This is a genomic window from Methanobrevibacter sp. (genome assembly GCF_045603845.1).
Classification (GTDB): Archaea; Methanobacteriota; Methanobacteria; order Methanobacteriales; family Methanobacteriaceae; genus Methanocatella.
Genome location: NZ_JAZUMY010000046.1, coordinates 1 through 18,253, shown reverse-complemented (window position 1 = coordinate 18,253; position 18,253 = coordinate 1). Strand labels below are relative to the sequence as shown.

Genomic DNA, 18,253 nt, shown 5'->3' with positions numbered 1-18,253 from the left:
TTGCAGTGGTATTATTTGCAATAGCTGCATTAATTGAAGGATTCATAACTCCACAAATAGGAAATATTGTCTCACAGCAGATGGGCGGGGCTAAATTGTTGGAATAAAAAAAAGAAGAGTATTAATAAAATACTCTTATTCATCGTAAAATGGTTGCGGCAGTGCACATGCATCATTTCCTTTAGCAATGAAATTATATACTAAAGCTGCAAGGATACCACCAACAATAGGTCCGATCAGATAAATCGGGAAGAATGCCCAGAGGTTTGCTCCGCCAAGCAATGTGTCCATCAAGTAAGGACCGAATGTACGGGCTGGATTGATTGAAGCGCCTGTAAATGCTCCTAAAACAACAATTACGGCCGCTACAGTCATACCGATTGACAAACCTGCAAATCCAGGTTCAGCCTTTTTGTCAACTGCAACACCCATAACAACAAGCACAAGGAAGAATGTTCCGATAAACTCTGCAAACATTGCCTGCACATATCCGACGCCTAAACCTGGAGCGGTAGCACCAAGTCCTCCAATTGTTACAGCAGCGCTTCCTAAACATAAAAACAATGCCAAACTGCCGAGACATGCTCCAATAACCTGAGCAATAATATAATAAATACTGTCAACCAATGAAATGTTTTTGCTTACCAATAATCCGACGGTTACCGCAGGATTCAGGTGAGCGCCTGATATCTTACCGAATAGGTAAATACATGCCATTACGGTCAAACCGAAAGCAAGAGCGATTGCTATCCAGTCACCAAGACCGCCAAGAATACCTATTCCTGCAGTTAGAGGGTCAATGCTGTCTGCAATCAGTAATGTTACTACAGCGGAACCTGTTCCGAAAAAAACCAGAAAAAAAGTCCCCAGCAGTTCAGCCAGGAACTTTTTTTCAATATTACAAGAAGCCATATCATTCACACCTAAATAGCTTCTCTCCATTGACAGTATTCGTGTTTTCCGTCAACAAGTGTTGCGGATGCACAGTTTTTACATCCTCTTGCAGGTGAACCTGCGGATTCCTTATTGAGCGCAATGATGTTTGTCATCATTGTAGCTGTAATAGGTTCTGAAGTGAGCAGACATGGATAATCGGCCAGTCTCATTAATGATGAGAACCTTACAGTTATTGCGCATGCAGGATAAGTGTATCTTTGCGGGTTCATGATCACTTCGTTTTCAGCTATAGGGCTTAAGTCAACTGCAAATCCATTGATTTTTGGAACAAGATCAATTTTTTCACTTGATCTTGCTTTTCTAGCATTGCTGATTGCACCGAATCCTCTGTAAATCATGTCCATGAAGTCACAGTTGTGCAGTTCTGCAGCTGCGCCTCTTCTTGGATATTGCTGCACATAGTTGTGGAACCTTTTATTGAGTAAATCAACTACCATCGGTGCGTTGAATCCGTCAAGTTCAAGAATGTATTCCGTTGCGCATGCTGATGCACCAGTTGCCAGGTTCAGTACGTTTCCAGGAGATTTATAGTTATCCAAATTGCTCCTGAGTGTTGCGTCGATTACTTCTGTTGTGGCCTTGATGATGTTTAAGGTTACGTCATCCTTGACCATGTTGTAGCTTGCCTGACCGATATGGTGGCCGATATCTCCAACACAGTATGCAGGAACGGTTACAATGTTTCCGTAATGCACTCCGTCATCCATTGCGGCTTTGACTGTTGCAGTCATTTCCTTTTTATAGCCGTTCATGTATTTTCTTACATCGAATGATGAGTGGTCCGCATCGTCCATCAGTGTTCCCTGAGCTTCGATAGGTTCACGGTAAACCATCTGAAGGGTTTCAATTTCCTTTTGTGTGGCTTCAGCTGCTGTGAGGCCGTCTTCGATTGCGTTTGCAAATGCGTCCCCTACACCGTAGGAAGTGTTCATACCCCATGATTTGGCAGATAAAATTGCCTGTTTGTGCATTGATGGAATGTCCAAATCAGTCAGTATCTGGTTTACAACATTTGTGGTACTTCCCGGCATCAGTGCGAAGTCAACTACACAGGTAGGACCGTAGAATCCGCCGTATCTTCTGATTGATTCTTTTGCAATCAGTGCTTCGTTGTCTGCAATTGCCTGGATGAACTTGTCTACACTGTCTGCAAATTCCCCGTCCTCTTCACAGAGAATTTCAAGTACTGGCGGTGTCTGGTAATGTTCAATGAACGGATCGTCTTCCGGACGGATGGTTTCGGTAACGGAAGTCAATACTTTATAGTGGCTTTCAACAGACTTTTTGTGTAAGTTTATTACACTTTCTGCTTGATTGTCAAGCGCTTTCATGTTAGATACTGCATCAGCATATGCTTTTGCATCAGTGACCTTAAAGTCATTGTATCTGTTTTCGGATATGACTCCAACATCTGCCCTTTGAGCAGCCATGGACTCATTAATCATTTTTTCATATAATTCTTTCATATTATCAACCTCAAATTCTATGAAAAATTCAACTGCCTTTAAAATTGTTAAAAATAACAATTCAAACCCGAGATAATATTTAAGTATTACCTATTTAATAATAATTTTAAATAGCTATATATATCTATTGAAAAAATTTTGAAATAGCGACAATACTTTGAGATAAGGATATTTGAAAAATAATACCTAAGTATTAATCATCAAGATGATAAGAAAATTAACGACCCAAATTATGTGTTTGAAAAACATATCCATAATTTAGAAGCTTTTTTACTATACAGACTTTATCATTCATAGATTTTTTTAAAATAAGCAATGAATTAATGTCTGAAATTATTGCAGCACCATTTACTGCAATATGACATTAATCCTAATAATTGAAATGATTTTTAACTTCTTCCGTAACTTCCCTTACGCTTTCAGCGGCTGCAACAAACTTTTTCTGTTCATAATCATTCATATGAATCGGAACAATCATTGCAACTCCTTTTTTGGACAATACTACCGGAACACCTAAAGATACTCCGCTGACTCCTCCGACCTCGCCATTGAGATATGTGCTTACTGTGAGAACCTTATGGCTATCCGTAATAATTGTTGAAATCAGATTGGAAATTGCAAATGACGGACCGTATTCCGTTGCTCCCTTCTTGGAGATGATGGTGTTGCCCGCCTTTCTAAGTCTTTTTATAAGTCTTGGAACATCCATATCGACTGAGCGAACGAAATACTTTAATGGAATACCGCCGATTGTTGTTGAGCTCAGCAATGGAACCATATGCTCCCCATGTTCACCGACAACCCTTGTGTGGACTTCGGAACTGTTAATATTGATTTGCCTTGAGAAGTAGGCCTTAAGTCTCAGGGAGTCCAAGTGGTTTCCGATTCCAATGACTCTGCTTTTGTCGAATCCTGATGCCTCCAGTGCTATCGTTGTCATGACGTCCACCGGGTTGGTGGCTATTAGAATGATTGAATCCGGAGCATGGATTGCGATTTTTTCAGCGTAGTTTCTTACGATTTCCGCATTTGGAATGGCCAAATCCATTCTGGTCATTCCTTCCTGTCTTGGAGTACCTGCAGTAATCAGCACAATATTTGAATTGGCGATATCATTATAATCTGATGACGGAGTCAGCTTGCAGTCAATATCTTCTGCAGCCAGCGCGTCATACATGTCAAAGCTTTCACCTTTTGCCTTTTCTATACTTTCCGGTCTTGAAAACAGCACTATTTCATCAACTGTGTCGGCCCTTGCCAGGGTGAATGCGACATTTTTTCCGATTACGCCGGTTGCTCCTAAAATGCTTACCTTTACCATAATATATTGTATACAATTTATTATAAAAATAATTTCCTAAACTAATAAAATAGCTAAACAAAAATAAGAAAAATATGAAATATTTTAAACGAAATTAAAAAATGCTGGCTATCAGGTTGCCAAATGGAATGCTGATATACTCTTCCAGAAATCCTGCAAAAATCATTACGGCAAAAGCCAGAATGAAAATTGCGATTGACTGATAGAGATGCTTCTTATTAATCTCCAGAGAATTGGTGATTGTTCCATTGGCCAGACGCTTTGATGGAGAAAACAAATCCTTAATAAACCTGACTATGAATGAAAACAATATGAAACCTGCAAAGCTGTTCAAAATAGTGGATAAATCCTCAAAGAATCCGTGAAGACATGTCAGCTTTAAAAAGAGAAAAGGATCTCCGCATGCAATCTCGGTCGCCCTTGAAACGATGCCTGACATCCCAATATTCAATATCATATCCTCAAAAGCACCGAAACCGAAAAACATCGATTCGAAATAATATATAATATTCAGCAGACAGTTATTTACTATTATTTCCATCATGTCATCAAATGAGAAGAATGTCTCCTGAGCCAGATAAGAAAAGCCGTCGACCAGTTCCTGTTTGGTGAAAAGCCAGTCGGCCATAAAATAGGCTCCAATCCAGCACATCACCGCAAAAAGAACAGTGAATATGAACAGATACTTATGGTCGGCAAATGCTCCCCTGACATATTTGAAATACTTATCTGAAAATGACATCATTTATTAGTTTATTAATTCATATTAATATATATTGAATAAATTTAAATGTGATAATATGGATAAGACTTATATTTTCGGACACAAAAGTCCTGATACAGATACAATTACATCAAGTTTGGTAATGTGCGAACTGGAAAAAAAGCTTGGAAACGAAAACGCAGTTGCATGCAGATTAGGCAATCTCAACAAGGAAACTGAATTCGTTTTAGATTATTTGGACATTGAAGCTCCTGAGTTAATCGAATCATTAAAAGAAGGCAGTGACGTTATTTTGGTAGACCACAACAGTCCATCAGAATCCATCGATAATCTGGAGAACATGAACATTAAAAAGGTTGTAGACCACCACAAGCTTGCACTGGAAACATCATACCCCCTCTTTTACAGGGCAGAAGCCGTTGGATGCAGCGAAACCGTACTGTATAAATTATATAATGAAAACAATGTTGAAATTGAGCCTAAAATCGCTCATTTAATGTTATCCGCCATCATTTCAGACACCCTTCTTTTAAAGTCACCTACCACAACAGACGATGATATCAGGGCCGTAAAAGAGCTGGCCGAAATAGCTGATGTGGACTATGAGGAATACGGTCTTGAAATGCTGAAGGCAGGAACTGACCTTTCAAGCTTTACAATCGATGAAATCCTTGATCTTGATGCAAAACAGATTGATTTTAAAAACGTCAAATCAATTGTCAATCAGGTAAATACCGCAAGTATTCCTGACGTGCTGAAAATGAAAGATGAACTGGAAGCGGGAATTGAAAAAATCATAGAAAAAGAGGATTTGGATCTGTTCATGCTTTTAATCACAGACATCATAAACAGCAATTCACAGGTAATTGCTTTGGGAAAAGATGCCTGCCTGGTTGAAAAGGCCTACGGCGTTAAACTTGAAGACAACACCGCCCTTTTAGAAGGCGTCGTTTCACGTAAAAAACAAGTCGTTCCTATAATGACTGAAAACGCTTAAAAAAAGATATAGGTTATTTTAACCTATATTTAAAATATTTTATCCAACATCTGTTCATAATTTCTATAAAACTCCAGATATTCCAGTAATTTAGGTGGAGCATTAATGACAGCCATTGCATTTTTCAAAGACAGGTGAACCTTTCCAGCACCATTCTCCATTGCAAGCTTTATAATATCTGACAAATTATCAAAAGATTCATCATCGAGTATAACTGTACCGGCATCAAGGATTGCATTTTGAACAAGGCTTTCATTTGCTGCAATCAGCGGTATATTATATTGAGTGGTAATGCCGCTTCCCGTTAAATTATCAACGGTGATTTCACAATTATAATCGGAAATTTTGTTTCTGATATCCTCTTCAATTTCTTTGGGAAAAACCTTCAGTTCATCACTGCTTTTAACCGACAATTTGTAAATGTCAGCACTGCCGTCATCGGAATTTCCAACAAAGAGCACCTCACCAGCATCCAGGTTCAAATCGGATAAACTTTCACCGCTTTTAGTTGATATATTAGTATCAAATAGTGTATTTTCCTTTTTTGCAACTGTTTTTTTGGATTTTACATTGGAAGAAACAGGATGGACAACAACCTCCCCATCTTCATCCACATCCACATCAAAGCCCAGGTTAACTTTGTCTAGTGAAGAACCGGTATCTTTGTTTTGTTTATCTTCTCCAGATAACTTTAAAAGCAATCTGATAATTTCATCATTTTGACTGACAATCTTTTCATTAAGTTCAATTAATCTAGCCATATCCTCCTCAATCATTCAATTTCCTCCGAAAATCTATAAATATCAATCTATATCAAATTATATATAACAACAAATTATAAGTTATTTTCCTTTAATCAACAATTAAAATGGTGAAAAAATTTTATCTAAAAAATTCAAAATCATAGGAATTATCGTTATCATAGCCATTATCGGCGCGTTATGTGTATATGATTTCAACAGTGATAATGCTAATGTCTCAAGACACTGGGAAAACGATTTGGGTACAGTCGACAAGGTAATCTATGGAAATCCAAACTCAACAACCGAAATCGTCCTGATTGCCGGAATACATCCGAGGGAACCATTGTCCATAGAACCTGAACTGGAAGCGGCAGAGGAATTTGCAAAAACACATGACGTCAGGCTAACAGCATACCACGTCAACGTGACAAAAGATCCGACAGTATACCAGGCAAGCCGTGACAACGGAGAAAGCCTTGTTCATGACTATGTTGTTCCCGATATCAGCAACACAAAAGCCAAAGCGGTGATTATCAGCCATTCTCATATTGAAGGATACGGTGAAGGATTTTACCTGGCAACACCTGCAATGGATGATGCATCTGTAAACATTGCCGAGAAAATTGCAAACGGAAGCGATTTCAAATATTTCCCAACGAACAAATCCAAGCCTTTGCAGGCAACATCTGCAAAATTAGTTTCTAAGCCTATAGCTGATGCGGGATATCCGACATTTGTATATGAAATACCTGAAAACATTACAGAACAGGATTCGACAGATAAGGCTATTGAACTGTTCGGACTGATGTTTGATATTGTCAAATGACAGTTTTAATAAAATATCTGAAAAAAAGCAATGTTTTTTGCAAATTATTCAAAAAATTAAAAAAAGAAGAAGGCGTTTATTTACGTCTTCTTAAAATAACTAAATTTAAAAGTACCAATAATATCAAGAATATTGGATTACCTGTTTCTTTTGAAGTAGGAATGTGCATGACTTCATTACCATCATTAATCGTGCGATTTTCAATGGTTTTATTTTCAACGACAGTGCTGTTGTCTGTTTTATTGTCAATTGTTTTGTTTTCAATAGGAAGCACTTCAACAGTGTCATTTGCAGACAAGTTACCTGATGAAACAACATTGGTTAAATTACCGGAAACACCGGTTCTGAAGTATACAAATAAACTTACAGATTGACCAGGGCTTAAGGAATTGACTAAAGTCCATGATAAACCTTCATTTAACCATAACTGAGTATCTTCATATGAAAGATAAGTCAATCCATCAAAGGACACTTCATTTACAGTCAAATCAGTTATTTCAACTAAACCAGTATTTGTAACTATTACTTCAAAGACTACATTCTCACCTGCATTTACAGTTTTGTTCAAAGCAATTTTTTCAATAGTGTATAGTTCACGACACTGAAAATTATAAAAGTTCATAGGAACTTCCAGAGCCAATTTTCCCAATAACTTTCATTACCAATTACTTGTTTAAATTCATTTTCAAAGATAAATTTTAGTTGTTCGATGCTTGTTATAAATTTTCTTGAAATTTTAGCTTTTATTGTTCTCCAAACTTGTTCTATTGGATTATATTTTGGAGAATATGGTGGTAAATGAATTAAATCCATATTTAAAATGTTGCATAATTCTGTGAAAACGGTTGCATGATGGACACTATAATTATCTAAGATTACTGCTATTGGTTTTTCCATTATTAATTGATGTTGTAAGTTTTTATCCATAAAATATGATAATAACGTTGCTTTTTGAAGATTTTCAAGTACCTGATTGGATTTAGTTTTGAAATTTAAAGGATTTTTCACAAGTCTTTCTAATAATTTTTTGAAAGTATTACTTTTCTTAGATAAGAGTTCTAAAGCTAATAATAGTTTTTTATAGTTTTTTTCATTATTAACAGTGGTTAAAATATTTTCTAACTCCAAATCTTCATTATTTATTATTTTTTCTAATTTAGATGTTAATTCTTTATTTTCAATATTTTGGATAGTGATGGTTATCATAAATTTCATCATTTCAAAGGTTTTTGTATTATCTAAGAATGATACGAAAGATTTTCCATTTATTGTTTGCACACCAAGCGCATTTAAGGATAATCGTGTTGTTGGTTGTATTTTAATGTTTTTTGTGCCTTTTTTGTTATAACATCTTTGACTGTTATCTTGATTTTGACAATAAGTTTGATCTAAAAACACGACAGTGAAATTTTCTAAATCTAAATGTCGGGTGTTTTTTTTTAACTGTTCTTCAGCATCTTTTGGCATTTTGGCGTATATTTTGTAAGGTTTGGTGTAAGTGTAGTCTAATTTCTTCATTATACGTTCAATACTTCTTAAACTATATTCAACGCCAAATAATGTTTTAATTAGATGTTTTACTTCTTTTGCAGTTTTTAAATTATTATCTTGGATTACTTTGTCTAAAATTAAGAATTGTTCGCCTGTTAATTTGGATTGGCCTTTGGAACCTTGTTTTCTTTTTAATGCTTCCATACCACCATCATTCCATTGTTTAATCCAATTATATGCTGTTCCTTGACTAATTCCATGTTTATTAATGATGTCGTTTATTGGTTCATCATGTAAAACATCTAAAATTACATATAATTTATTTAAAACTCGTGTATCATTCTCTAACTTTTTGATTTCCGTTTGAATCTCGGAAATAATCCCAGGATATTCTTCAATTAATGTTTGATTAGACATGATTATAATATTTATAATCAATAGTATTTATAATTTTCAGTGTCGAGTACTATATATGAAAGAGATAATTTTTTAAACAAAACACTAAATTTAATAACTTCAAAAAACAAAATAAAATTAATTTAAAAGGACTGTTTAACATGTTAAGTATTAATCAATGTTATTTGGATTTTGTCAACAAAATACTGAAACAAGGAAAAGAAACATATAAGGACAGCAATCATCATTTAGTTGAAAGCCTTGGTAATTATTACCTGATAGACGACCCTCTAGACTTAAAATTCGAAGCCAAATACCAACACATGACCTCTGCAATGATGCTTGAGGAAATCAAAAGCGGAAGATTCGATATTGATGAATGTCCAATCAAAAGTGATGCATTATATGAATACGTGAAATCATTTGATGACCCTGACGTTATTTCACTGAAAAGGGACTTCGTATATTCATACCCTAACCGTATTTTAGAATATTTCGGAATCAACCAGTTTGAAGCAATGAAAAAAAGAATATTGAATGCTACAGGAAGTAACAGGGCAGTTGCCATTACAATTGATCCTAAAAAGGACAATGATGAGGAAGATATTCCGTGCCTTCAGTTTATACAGTGCATCGTCAGAAATAATGTATTGACAATTCACTGCCTGTTTAGAAGCAATGACATTTTCGGAGCATTCTACTCCAACATGTTTTTCATAGCTTATATCGGAATTAAAATGACAGAAGAATTGAATCAGGAGCTGCTTGGTGAAAAACTAAACTTCGGAGGAATCCATTACCACTCCACATCAGGCCATATCTACAACAATGACTTAAAAGCAGCTCGCAAATTAATAGCTAAAAACAAATAGCTATTATATTTTCCATATTTTTTAAAAAAAAAAGATAAATAGGTTAATTAAAACCTAATTATGATATTTTTATTGTATTTGCAACAGCAAAGCCGTTATACATGGATGTAATAATATACTCACCAGGTATCAGATTAATGTTAAGACTGGCAATGCCCTCACCGTTAGTGAGCCTTTCATAAAATACACCATTAATATTGAATTTAATGTATTCACCAGAATATGGATTACTCCGGCCATCGAGAAGCTTTACCCTGAATCTAGTGCCGTCAAGATATTTCATGGACAAATCACCGGATTCTATAATGGACAACACGTCAATAACATTGGATACAAGAGAATCACCATACTGAGCAGTGATAATATATCTTCCAGGATCAAGGTTAATATTCAATCTCGCAACACCCTCATTATCAGTAACCCTATTGTAAAATACTCCGTTAATGTTGAATGTAATGGTCTTGCCTGCTTCGACATTTCCCTGATTATCCAATAATTTAACGCTGTATCTTGAAGCGTTCCTATAATACTTGACCAGATTATGATTTTCAACCAACTTGGAAAGGACAGATACAATGCTGGTTTTCATATCACCGGTTACCGGGTTTGTCAGAGTCAGTATATATGTTCCGGGACTAAGATTAATATTTAATTTGACAATACCCTGAGCATTAGTGGTTCTATGATACAATACTCCATTAATATTCATTTCAACAACAATATTAGGAAGGATATTGCCTTTACTGTCCAGAATAGTTGCATAGTATTGGGTATCATTTTTATAATATTTCGTGACATTATTTGCCGAAATTGTGGATTTAACTTCAATATCGTTATTAACGGAAGATGAGCCATAATTTTCATCCCCTGCAAATTGTGCTGAAACCGAATATCTGCCCGGATTAAGGTTAATGGCCACTGAACTATAACCGTCATTGTTTGTAGTTCTGCTGTATGAAACGCCCTGAATAGTTATTAACACATTTTTACCGGACAACGGATTACCATCATTGTCCATCAATTTAATGCCATATCTTGTTCCATCCTTATAATACATCACCACATTATCCGATTTGATGGAAGTGGTATGGGAAATAACGCTAAATGTATCAAAAACTGATACAGTATTATACCTATTATCGCCGCTGAAAATTAACCTGGAAGAATACGCGCCGATTGAAAACGTATCATTGATAATGAAGCGTGAAATACCGTTTTCCAAATCAACAGAATATGAACGATTGCCTATGATAAGCTTTGCAGTGATTGAAGCATTTGAAAATATTCTGGCCCTTAATCCATTGCCATAAACAGCATCGTCAATAGACAGGCTGATGTTGACATCAGATTTGCCGACAACGACCTTTGATGTGATTTGAGACTGCTGATAATTTGAAGCACTGTATATTGAAGTTACAGCATATGTTCCGGCAGCATCAAACACTGTTGAAAAGATTGCCTGACCGTTTTTAACGCTGACAGATGAAGTCCTGCCGCCAACCGTGAAAGAAACGCTCCCCACATTCAATGGATTATTCTGTGAATCATAAACCTTGGCAACTATATCGACATTTTCTCCAACATTCGCACTGACATTCAACACAATGATTTTAGTTGTGTTAATAGCCATACCACTGACAGTAACGGTGGATTTTGCAGAAGATCTGTTGTAATAATCGCTGGTGAATACTGCATTAACCTCATAGCTTCCCGCATTAGAAAATGAGGTGGAAAGTATTGCCTGACCGTTTTTAACGCTGACAGCTGAAGTCCTGGCGCCAACCGTGAAAGAAACACTGCCAACATTCAAAAGATTGTTAGCGTAATCCAAAACACGGGCAACAACATTAACAGAATCGCCCGCATTAACCTGCATGTCACTTAAAATAACTTTTGAAGGAGTCTTATCAACAATATTGATTCTTGTGCTTGTTGAAGATGGATTATAATCGCTTCCTTCAAATGTCATGTAAACATTGGAACTGCGAATAAGCAGAGTGTTTAGAATGGCTTTTCCGCCACTGACATCCACTGTTGTCTTTTCACCATTGATATTGAATGTTACATTACCTGAATTGACCAGATTTCCATTTGAATCCTTGACAGTGGCAACAATGCTTACATTATTGTAGTTTAGAGAATATGAAGATGAAAGTGATGTATCCAAAATCTTTTGAATAACCGTGATAGTGGATGTTGTTTGTGAAGAATTGTAATGAACGGATTCAAAGATTGCAGTTACCGTAAAATTTCCCGCACTGTCATAAACTGTTTTAAATAATGCAACACCATCATTAATACTTACGACTTCCATTTTACCATTACTAACAAAGCTTACAGTGCCTGATATAATCAGATTATTGTCTGAGTCATAAACTCTTGCAGCTATTTCGGCATTTTCTCCGACTCTAGGAGATGAATAAGTTAAATTAATGTATGAGTTTGAAAGAATCTTTTCAACTTCAATGTTCGCCGTGGCGGATGAAGGATTATAGTGAATATAGGAAAATGAAGCCTTTACTGTATAGTTTCCTTCATCTGCAAAAGAATAATTCAAAAGAGCCTTTCCGTCATGCAGAGGAACAACATAATCAGTTCCATCAATTGTGAATGTTACATTTCCAACAGTCAGTCTGTGATTATGGGCATCGATGACATCAGCTTCAATAACAAACTGCTCATTAACATCCACAAGATTATCATTCATGTAGATGAATGTATCCAAGGTATCCAGAGTCGTGAATGCTTTAATACAGGCAACCTGTGATGAATATGCATTCAATGAATTGAAAATTGGTAAATCATACAAATCATCCCATTTCTTGCCGTCATGACTGAAAAAGGACATTCCATGATTATATGTTACCTTATTAGTATATCTTGTCTCTGAAATAGGAACCCTCACATTATAATCTGCGGATTTTTTGATTATGATTTCAAAGCTGTCTCCATTGTGAAGGGGAATGTATTTGTTTAATTTGAAAGTATAGTAACCTGCCGTGGAGCTTCCCGCTTGGGAATATTTCAATTCATTGTTTACATTGATTTGAACTTCAAAATCGGCATCATCAAAGAAATATGTTGAAAACGCCGCAAGCAGTTCATCGTCCGTTGCATTGAACACGTTCTTGTACCATACTGTTTTTTGTCCGCTTTCAAAAAAGCTAGTCATTCCTATAATGTCATATTGATAATTTTTATCCAGATCAACAGTGTTATTTAGTATAAACGTGTATGACGCAAGGGTATTGTTGACTTCAGCCAACACGCTGTCATAATAGGAAACATAGAAATATCCATTGTTTGCAAAATGCTCTCCCCAGCTGTTCTTACATATCCATGCGCCATTTCCCGGAGGGGATGTTTTAAAATTATCTTTTGAATAACTGTCGTCCCATCCTACAATCAGTATTGCATGATTGCGATCAGCATTGCCATTATAATAAAATGCACCGGTATTTTCATTCAGATAGCTGTCATCATTATGAATGCCGCTTACTACACCACCATATTTCATAATAGCCTTTTTAATTGCATCATTATCCAGATATGAATTACGATTAAGACATATGATATCCTGAATATGGAATCTGGAATGTAGAACCGGTGATAATGTGGAGTGGTCATCAAATTCATCGTCCTGCTCGAAAACAGGACCCAGCCAGCTGGTCAAATAACCAACAGCCATCAGGTCATAACCACCTGCATTCGTATCTATGTTCCATCCGTAATCCGAATACAGGCTTATCAGGTTTTTCATGTTCTCTTCAGACAAATCATAAGCGACACCAGTTGATTTTAATATGCAGGATTCCAAAGCACCGATAGCTGCGAATGCCCAGCAGTCACCGCTGGATTGCTGATCCTTAACTGGAGTGACATAACCTTTATCAACCAAACTGTAATATGGTGGAATTTCCGTTATGCTATCATTGATATCTTCATTTACAATTAAGGTGTAATTTCCATCTCCCAGCCACAAATTAATCTGATTTGTCACATGCAAATCGTCACTTGCGGCAGCCTTATTATTGGAATAGGTGTTGGATACTTCAGGTATCTCATTATATATTGAATATACTGCCCCGCCACATAATCCTGCTTCATTAGAATAAAATACATTCGCATCAATGAGATGCTGAGTTGCATTGTCTAAAAATATCGCTCCTCCGTTTTTGGCCGAATTAAATGAAAAATTGGAATTTGACACAAACAAAGAACCATATAATGAATAGATGGAACCTCCACTATAAACGGCGCTATCATGGTTAAATCTGGAATTGGTAATCGTAGTGTATGAATTTAAATCGCAAACGGCACCGCCGAATGTTGCATTACAGTAATTGAAAGTGGACCCGTCAATATTGACATTTCCCTTTTTAAAGTAAAGTGCACCGCCCGCATCATTTATTGAATAATCATTTAAGAATACGGTATTTTTAATTATAATAGTTGAATCATCACCTGCAGCTATGGCTCCCCCATAATTATAGGCGACATTATCCTCAAAACGTGAATTTGTAATAGTTAAAGTGCCGTGAGTCATGTAGATTGCTCCGCCATATTCAGCATAATTTCCCCTGAAAGTTGAATTATCAATGTATAGATGAGGATCATAATGCTCCCCAGGATTATAAACTGCTCCGCCAAAGGAATTATTATAAATTGCCTGAGTAGCTATGCCATTTTCAAGAACCGAATTGGTTATGTTGATTGTTCCGTGATTGACAATATTTATGCCTGAAAAAGTGACATTTGCTAAGGTAAAATGAGCAATAGTTAAAACATGATGACTTCTGACAATCGTATTATTGGCACCTGCACCATAAACTGTTAAATTGTTAAACTGAATTGATGATGAAGTATCGAAAAGATATTCACCGCCGGCAAGATGAATAATCTGATTGTTTCTCATATATTCCTGTCGTAATTGATTGTATGGATTATCCTTTGATCCATTTCCATCTGTTTGGGATGATGAATCAAAATAGATATCATTATCGTTGTTTTTTAGGACATATTCTTCTTCATTGACTGTAAGGGTAATATTATCATCAACTTCACTTGCATAAATTGAAGGAATAAGCAATAATATTAAAAATATTAAAACAGTTAATGAAAAAAATTTAAAATTTTTAATCATAATGATGTCCTCCCAAATATTAGTAAGTATATGTTTATATCTCCTAATATAAAAGGATTAACATCAGTTAATCACAAAAAAAGAATTAGTAAGATGAATAATTTGAATATTCATCTGTTCTTGACTTGATATCTGCAAATTTTTCATCAATCAACAGTTCACCGTTTCTGAATACGGTCTGCAACACATTTTCACCGCATGCATCAATCGGAATTGTCTTGTATGATTGGTTATCCTTAACAAGCTTAAACCTGCCTGTTTTGGATTTTTTACTGGAATCCAACGGGTTTTTAAATATGTCAAACCATTCGCCGTCCCTCAGCTGAGCTGAACATTTAAATGCATTGCGCTGAGTGTCACGGGTAACTGAACTGTGGAGTCCTCCGCCCATTCCAAAGATAATGTTTTGGGCAGCCCAACCGTTTGATTTCATTGCAAAGAGAATATCCCTTATCTTTTGGTAGTTGAGTCCGTCTCCCCACAAAAGACCTATATTTGCATCAAAGACCTTATATCCCTTTTCAGTCAGATGGCTTCCAAATCCGCCTTCCAAAATGTTCAAACAGTCGATTGTTGTGGAAACAGGTTCACCGCTGTCCGGTCTGAAGACAACCTTATTTCCATCAACGTTCAAAAACTTCAATATCGCATCATTAAGTTCTGTGCCTTCGCTTGACGCCTCATTGAGGAAGTTCCTGTAGTTATAGCTGTCAATAACCATTGAAAGAACACCGTCTTTAGCATTGTCAATGACATTGAGAACCTGATTGAATTCTCCGTCCTGACCGAGTGATGTCATTACACTGTGTTCTGTTGCCTGAACTGAAAAACCATAGACATTTGAGTCATTGTAGTAGTTTTCAGGAATTGTAAGGGCAGGAATAGTGTCAGTACCTGAAAAGCTGAGCAGATGTGCAGATCCGCACAGCATTGATGATTCGGTAGATGTGGCACCCCTATAACCGAAATCATGAAGCATGAAGTCAAGATTATCCTTTGATGAACCTGTCACGTCCAGATAGAAATTGGCCAGCTTTCTGACTTCGGCGGATAATGTGGCGACAGTTGACGGATACCATACCTGCAATAATAATGATTCAAGGTAATTAGGCAACCAGTAACATTTATCATCAGTGTTTTCAACAGTCATCAGCACATTGCCCACATCAACGGGAGTACCTTCCGGAACCGCATTGATTTCAATTGGCAGCCTGCCGTCAAACTCATCGAGAATGTATTGCCAGCCTTCACGGTTGAAAATGCCTTCACCAAGATGAGTTTCCATGAGCCTGTCTGCTTCATCGATTTTTTCTTGGGTTACTATTTTACCTTCCAAATACTTTTTTATTATGTACTGAAGTCCATAAAATATTGTCTTGTTGAATTCAGCACCAACCCTACTTTCAAGGTAAGAATAAATCTTCTGAGTACCTTTTGGATAGAAGTAGTGATGGGTTATCTTATAGGAATCAGTCAATAAACAAATATTATTTTCTATCATATTATCAACTTTTGTAAATATTATTAGTTGATAATGCAATATATAATTTGTGTAAAAAAAAGAAAAATAGGGAAAATATTATCTAATAGGATAATAAAATTGGACATCATTCGTTATCGAATAACCATTATAAGAAACTGTTAAAGGATTAAACTGATTATAAACAGCCATAGTGAAACTAGCTACACCATTTTCATCAGTTTTTAATGAAACTTTCTTTCCCCAATATTCAAAAATAACACTTTCATTAGCCAAAAATCCTCCTTGCCCGTCAAGTAAAGTTACATTGTATGTTTCCTGTTTTTTGCAATCAATAATACAATTTTGAGGATTGAAATCCAATAAAGTTGGTAAAACAGTGATTTTGTTAGAAACTGCATATTGATTTGAAACAGTCGTTATTTCATATTCACCAGGCCACAAATTAATGGATACTTTAGAATTACCTTCATTACCTGTAACACGGTCATATGATTTACCATTTATAATGAAAGTAATTTTTTCACCAAAAATAGGATTGTACTGCTCATCAACCAGTTTAGCTATGAATTGAGAACTATTCTTATAATACTTAACCAAATCTTGTGTGAACAAATAAGGCGTTACAACAATATTATTACTTACCACACATGAATCATTCAAATTCACAATAGTAATAATATACTTTCCCGGATTTAAATTAATATTCAACTTAGCTAATCCAGAACTATTAGTTATTCTATCATAAAAAACACCATTAATATTCATTCGCAAACTAATATTTTCAATTGCATTACCATTACTATCCAGAGCTTTAACTATGAATTGTGATTCATTCTTATAAATTTTTATCAAATCATTTGATATTATGCTTGGAAGAACAGATATGTTATTAGATATTTTACATCCATCTTCATGTTCAGTAGTTATAATATAATTGCCCGGATTTAAGTTAATATTCAACTTAGCTAATCCAGAACTATTAGTTACCCTATAATGAAAACACCATTGATATTCATTTTTAAAGTTACATTTGAAAGAGGGTTTCCTTTTTTGTCTAATGCTTTAATAATATATTGTGTATCGTTTCTAAAGATTTTCACAATATCATTACCATATATTGTTGGAAGAATAGAAAGTGTGAAATTATTAATTGTTCCCGTATGAACATATGATCCCCTATAATATGTCAAAATATTATGGTTTCCTTGAGGAAGATTTATATTTAAACCAGCTGAACCATTATCGTCAGTTTGCCTATTGTATTCTACCCCATTAATAACAAACTTGATTTTCTGATTTTTTATCACATTTCCATTATCATCAATCAAAATAACAGCAAACCTTGTTCCATCCTTATAAAACATTGTCAAATTATTCACAGGAATAAAATCTGATGTGAATGAAGGTATTATAAATGAAATATTATAAACATACTTAGTATCCATTTCTTCTTTAAAAAATAAATCAAAAGTATATAAACCCTTTTCCAGATTATTAAAATTATAGCTCAATAATCCCTTTGTGAAATTAAAAGATTCATCCTTTAAAAAAGAAAAATAAATTTTTCCAGTTAAATTATTATTAGATTTTATTAATAATGAAGCATTTCCATCAATAGTTCTATTTACTATAGATATATTGAAATTATCATCACTATGAATTAATTTTTCATCAGTTAAATTAATATTGTCATGATTTTCCATAGGGAATAACTCACTATCTTCACCATAAACAACAACTTCAGGATCAGTAGGAATTAACTCCTTAAAAGTAAAATTATCTGTTGAATTATCAGCAGCTGATACAGTAGACAATAATACTAAAAAAAACTATT

Annotated in this window: 14 protein-coding genes; 3 read left to right on the top strand and 11 right to left on the bottom strand. The window is 35.3% G+C overall.

The window, feature by feature from the left end:
• Positions 1-135 precede the first annotated feature (135 nt).
• The 4 genes from ACKI2W_RS04045 to ACKI2W_RS04030 form a co-directional block, all read right to left on the bottom strand.
• Positions 136-912, bottom strand: coding sequence for an MIP/aquaporin family protein (locus ACKI2W_RS04045; protein WP_407379492.1), 777 nt, complete (start codon positions 910-912; stop codon positions 136-138).
• A gap of 11 nt (positions 913-923) precedes the next feature.
• Positions 924-2,423 carry a DUF2193 domain-containing protein gene (locus ACKI2W_RS04040; RefSeq protein ID WP_407379490.1) on the bottom strand — a complete coding sequence of 500 codons (1,500 nt, stop codon included), beginning with the start codon at positions 2,421-2,423 and terminating at the stop codon, positions 924-926.
• Positions 2,424-2,793: 370 nt separating this feature from the next.
• Entirely contained in the window at positions 2,794-3,744 is a 951-nt protein-coding gene (locus ACKI2W_RS04035; protein WP_407379488.1) for a malate dehydrogenase, read from the bottom strand.
• Positions 3,745-3,838: 94 nt separating this feature from the next.
• Positions 3,839-4,489, bottom strand: coding sequence for a hypothetical protein (locus ACKI2W_RS04030; RefSeq protein WP_407379486.1), 651 nt, complete (start codon positions 4,487-4,489; stop codon positions 3,839-3,841).
• 55 nt (positions 4,490-4,544) lie between these two features.
• On the opposite strand from ACKI2W_RS04030, the gene ACKI2W_RS04025 reads away from it, so the two are divergent.
• Positions 4,545-5,465 (top strand): manganese-dependent inorganic pyrophosphatase, encoded by a 921-nt coding sequence (locus tag ACKI2W_RS04025; RefSeq protein WP_407379484.1) that lies wholly within the window; start codon positions 4,545-4,547, stop codon positions 5,463-5,465.
• A gap of 29 nt (positions 5,466-5,494) precedes the next feature.
• On the opposite strand, the gene ACKI2W_RS04020 is transcribed toward ACKI2W_RS04025, so the two are convergent.
• Positions 5,495-6,241 (bottom strand): hypothetical protein, encoded by a 747-nt coding sequence (locus tag ACKI2W_RS04020; RefSeq protein ID WP_407379482.1) that lies wholly within the window; start codon positions 6,239-6,241, stop codon positions 5,495-5,497.
• Positions 6,242-6,464: 223 nt separating this feature from the next.
• Here ACKI2W_RS04020 and ACKI2W_RS04015 point away from each other — a divergent pair, with 223 nt between their 5' ends.
• Complete coding sequence (locus ACKI2W_RS04015; RefSeq protein WP_407379480.1) at positions 6,465-7,034, top strand: hypothetical protein; 570 nt, start codon at positions 6,465-6,467, stop codon at positions 7,032-7,034.
• A gap of 76 nt (positions 7,035-7,110) precedes the next feature.
• Here ACKI2W_RS04015 and ACKI2W_RS04010 read toward each other — a convergent pair whose 3' ends face one another.
• A complete protein-coding gene (locus ACKI2W_RS04010; RefSeq protein WP_407379478.1) occupies positions 7,111-7,683 on the bottom strand; it encodes a hypothetical protein in 573 nt (190 codons plus the stop codon).
• Positions 7,653-8,942, bottom strand: a complete 1,290-nt coding sequence (locus ACKI2W_RS04005) for an IS630 family transposase (RefSeq protein WP_407379476.1) — start codon at positions 8,940-8,942, stop codon at positions 7,653-7,655. Before ACKI2W_RS04005 ends, ACKI2W_RS04010 begins: the two co-directional genes overlap by 31 nt.
• 140 nt (positions 8,943-9,082) lie before the next feature.
• Between ACKI2W_RS04005 and ACKI2W_RS04000 the strand changes: the two genes are divergently transcribed.
• Entirely contained in the window at positions 9,083-9,793 is a 711-nt protein-coding gene (locus ACKI2W_RS04000) for a thymidylate synthase (protein ID WP_407379474.1), read from the top strand.
• Positions 9,794-9,851: 58 nt separating this feature from the next.
• On the opposite strand, the gene ACKI2W_RS03995 is transcribed toward ACKI2W_RS04000, so the two are convergent.
• The 4 genes from ACKI2W_RS03995 to ACKI2W_RS03980 all read right to left on the bottom strand — a co-directional run bounded on the left by ACKI2W_RS03995 (position 9,852) and on the right by ACKI2W_RS03980 (position 18,122).
• On the bottom strand, positions 9,852-14,936 hold the full coding sequence (locus tag ACKI2W_RS03995) for a C1 family peptidase (protein ID WP_407379472.1): 5,085 nt from the start codon (positions 14,934-14,936) through the stop codon (positions 9,852-9,854).
• A gap of 85 nt (positions 14,937-15,021) precedes the next feature.
• A complete protein-coding gene (locus ACKI2W_RS03990; protein WP_407379470.1) occupies positions 15,022-16,437 on the bottom strand; it encodes a nicotinate phosphoribosyltransferase in 1,416 nt (471 codons plus the stop codon).
• A 78-nt stretch (positions 16,438-16,515) separates the two neighbouring features.
• On the bottom strand, positions 16,516-17,379 hold the full coding sequence (locus ACKI2W_RS03985) for a hypothetical protein (protein ID WP_407379468.1): 864 nt from the start codon (positions 17,377-17,379) through the stop codon (positions 16,516-16,518).
• 23 nt (positions 17,380-17,402) lie between these two features.
• Entirely contained in the window at positions 17,403-18,122 is a 720-nt protein-coding gene (locus tag ACKI2W_RS03980) for a hypothetical protein (protein WP_407379466.1), read from the bottom strand.
• Between the last annotated feature and the right edge of the window lie 131 nt (positions 18,123-18,253).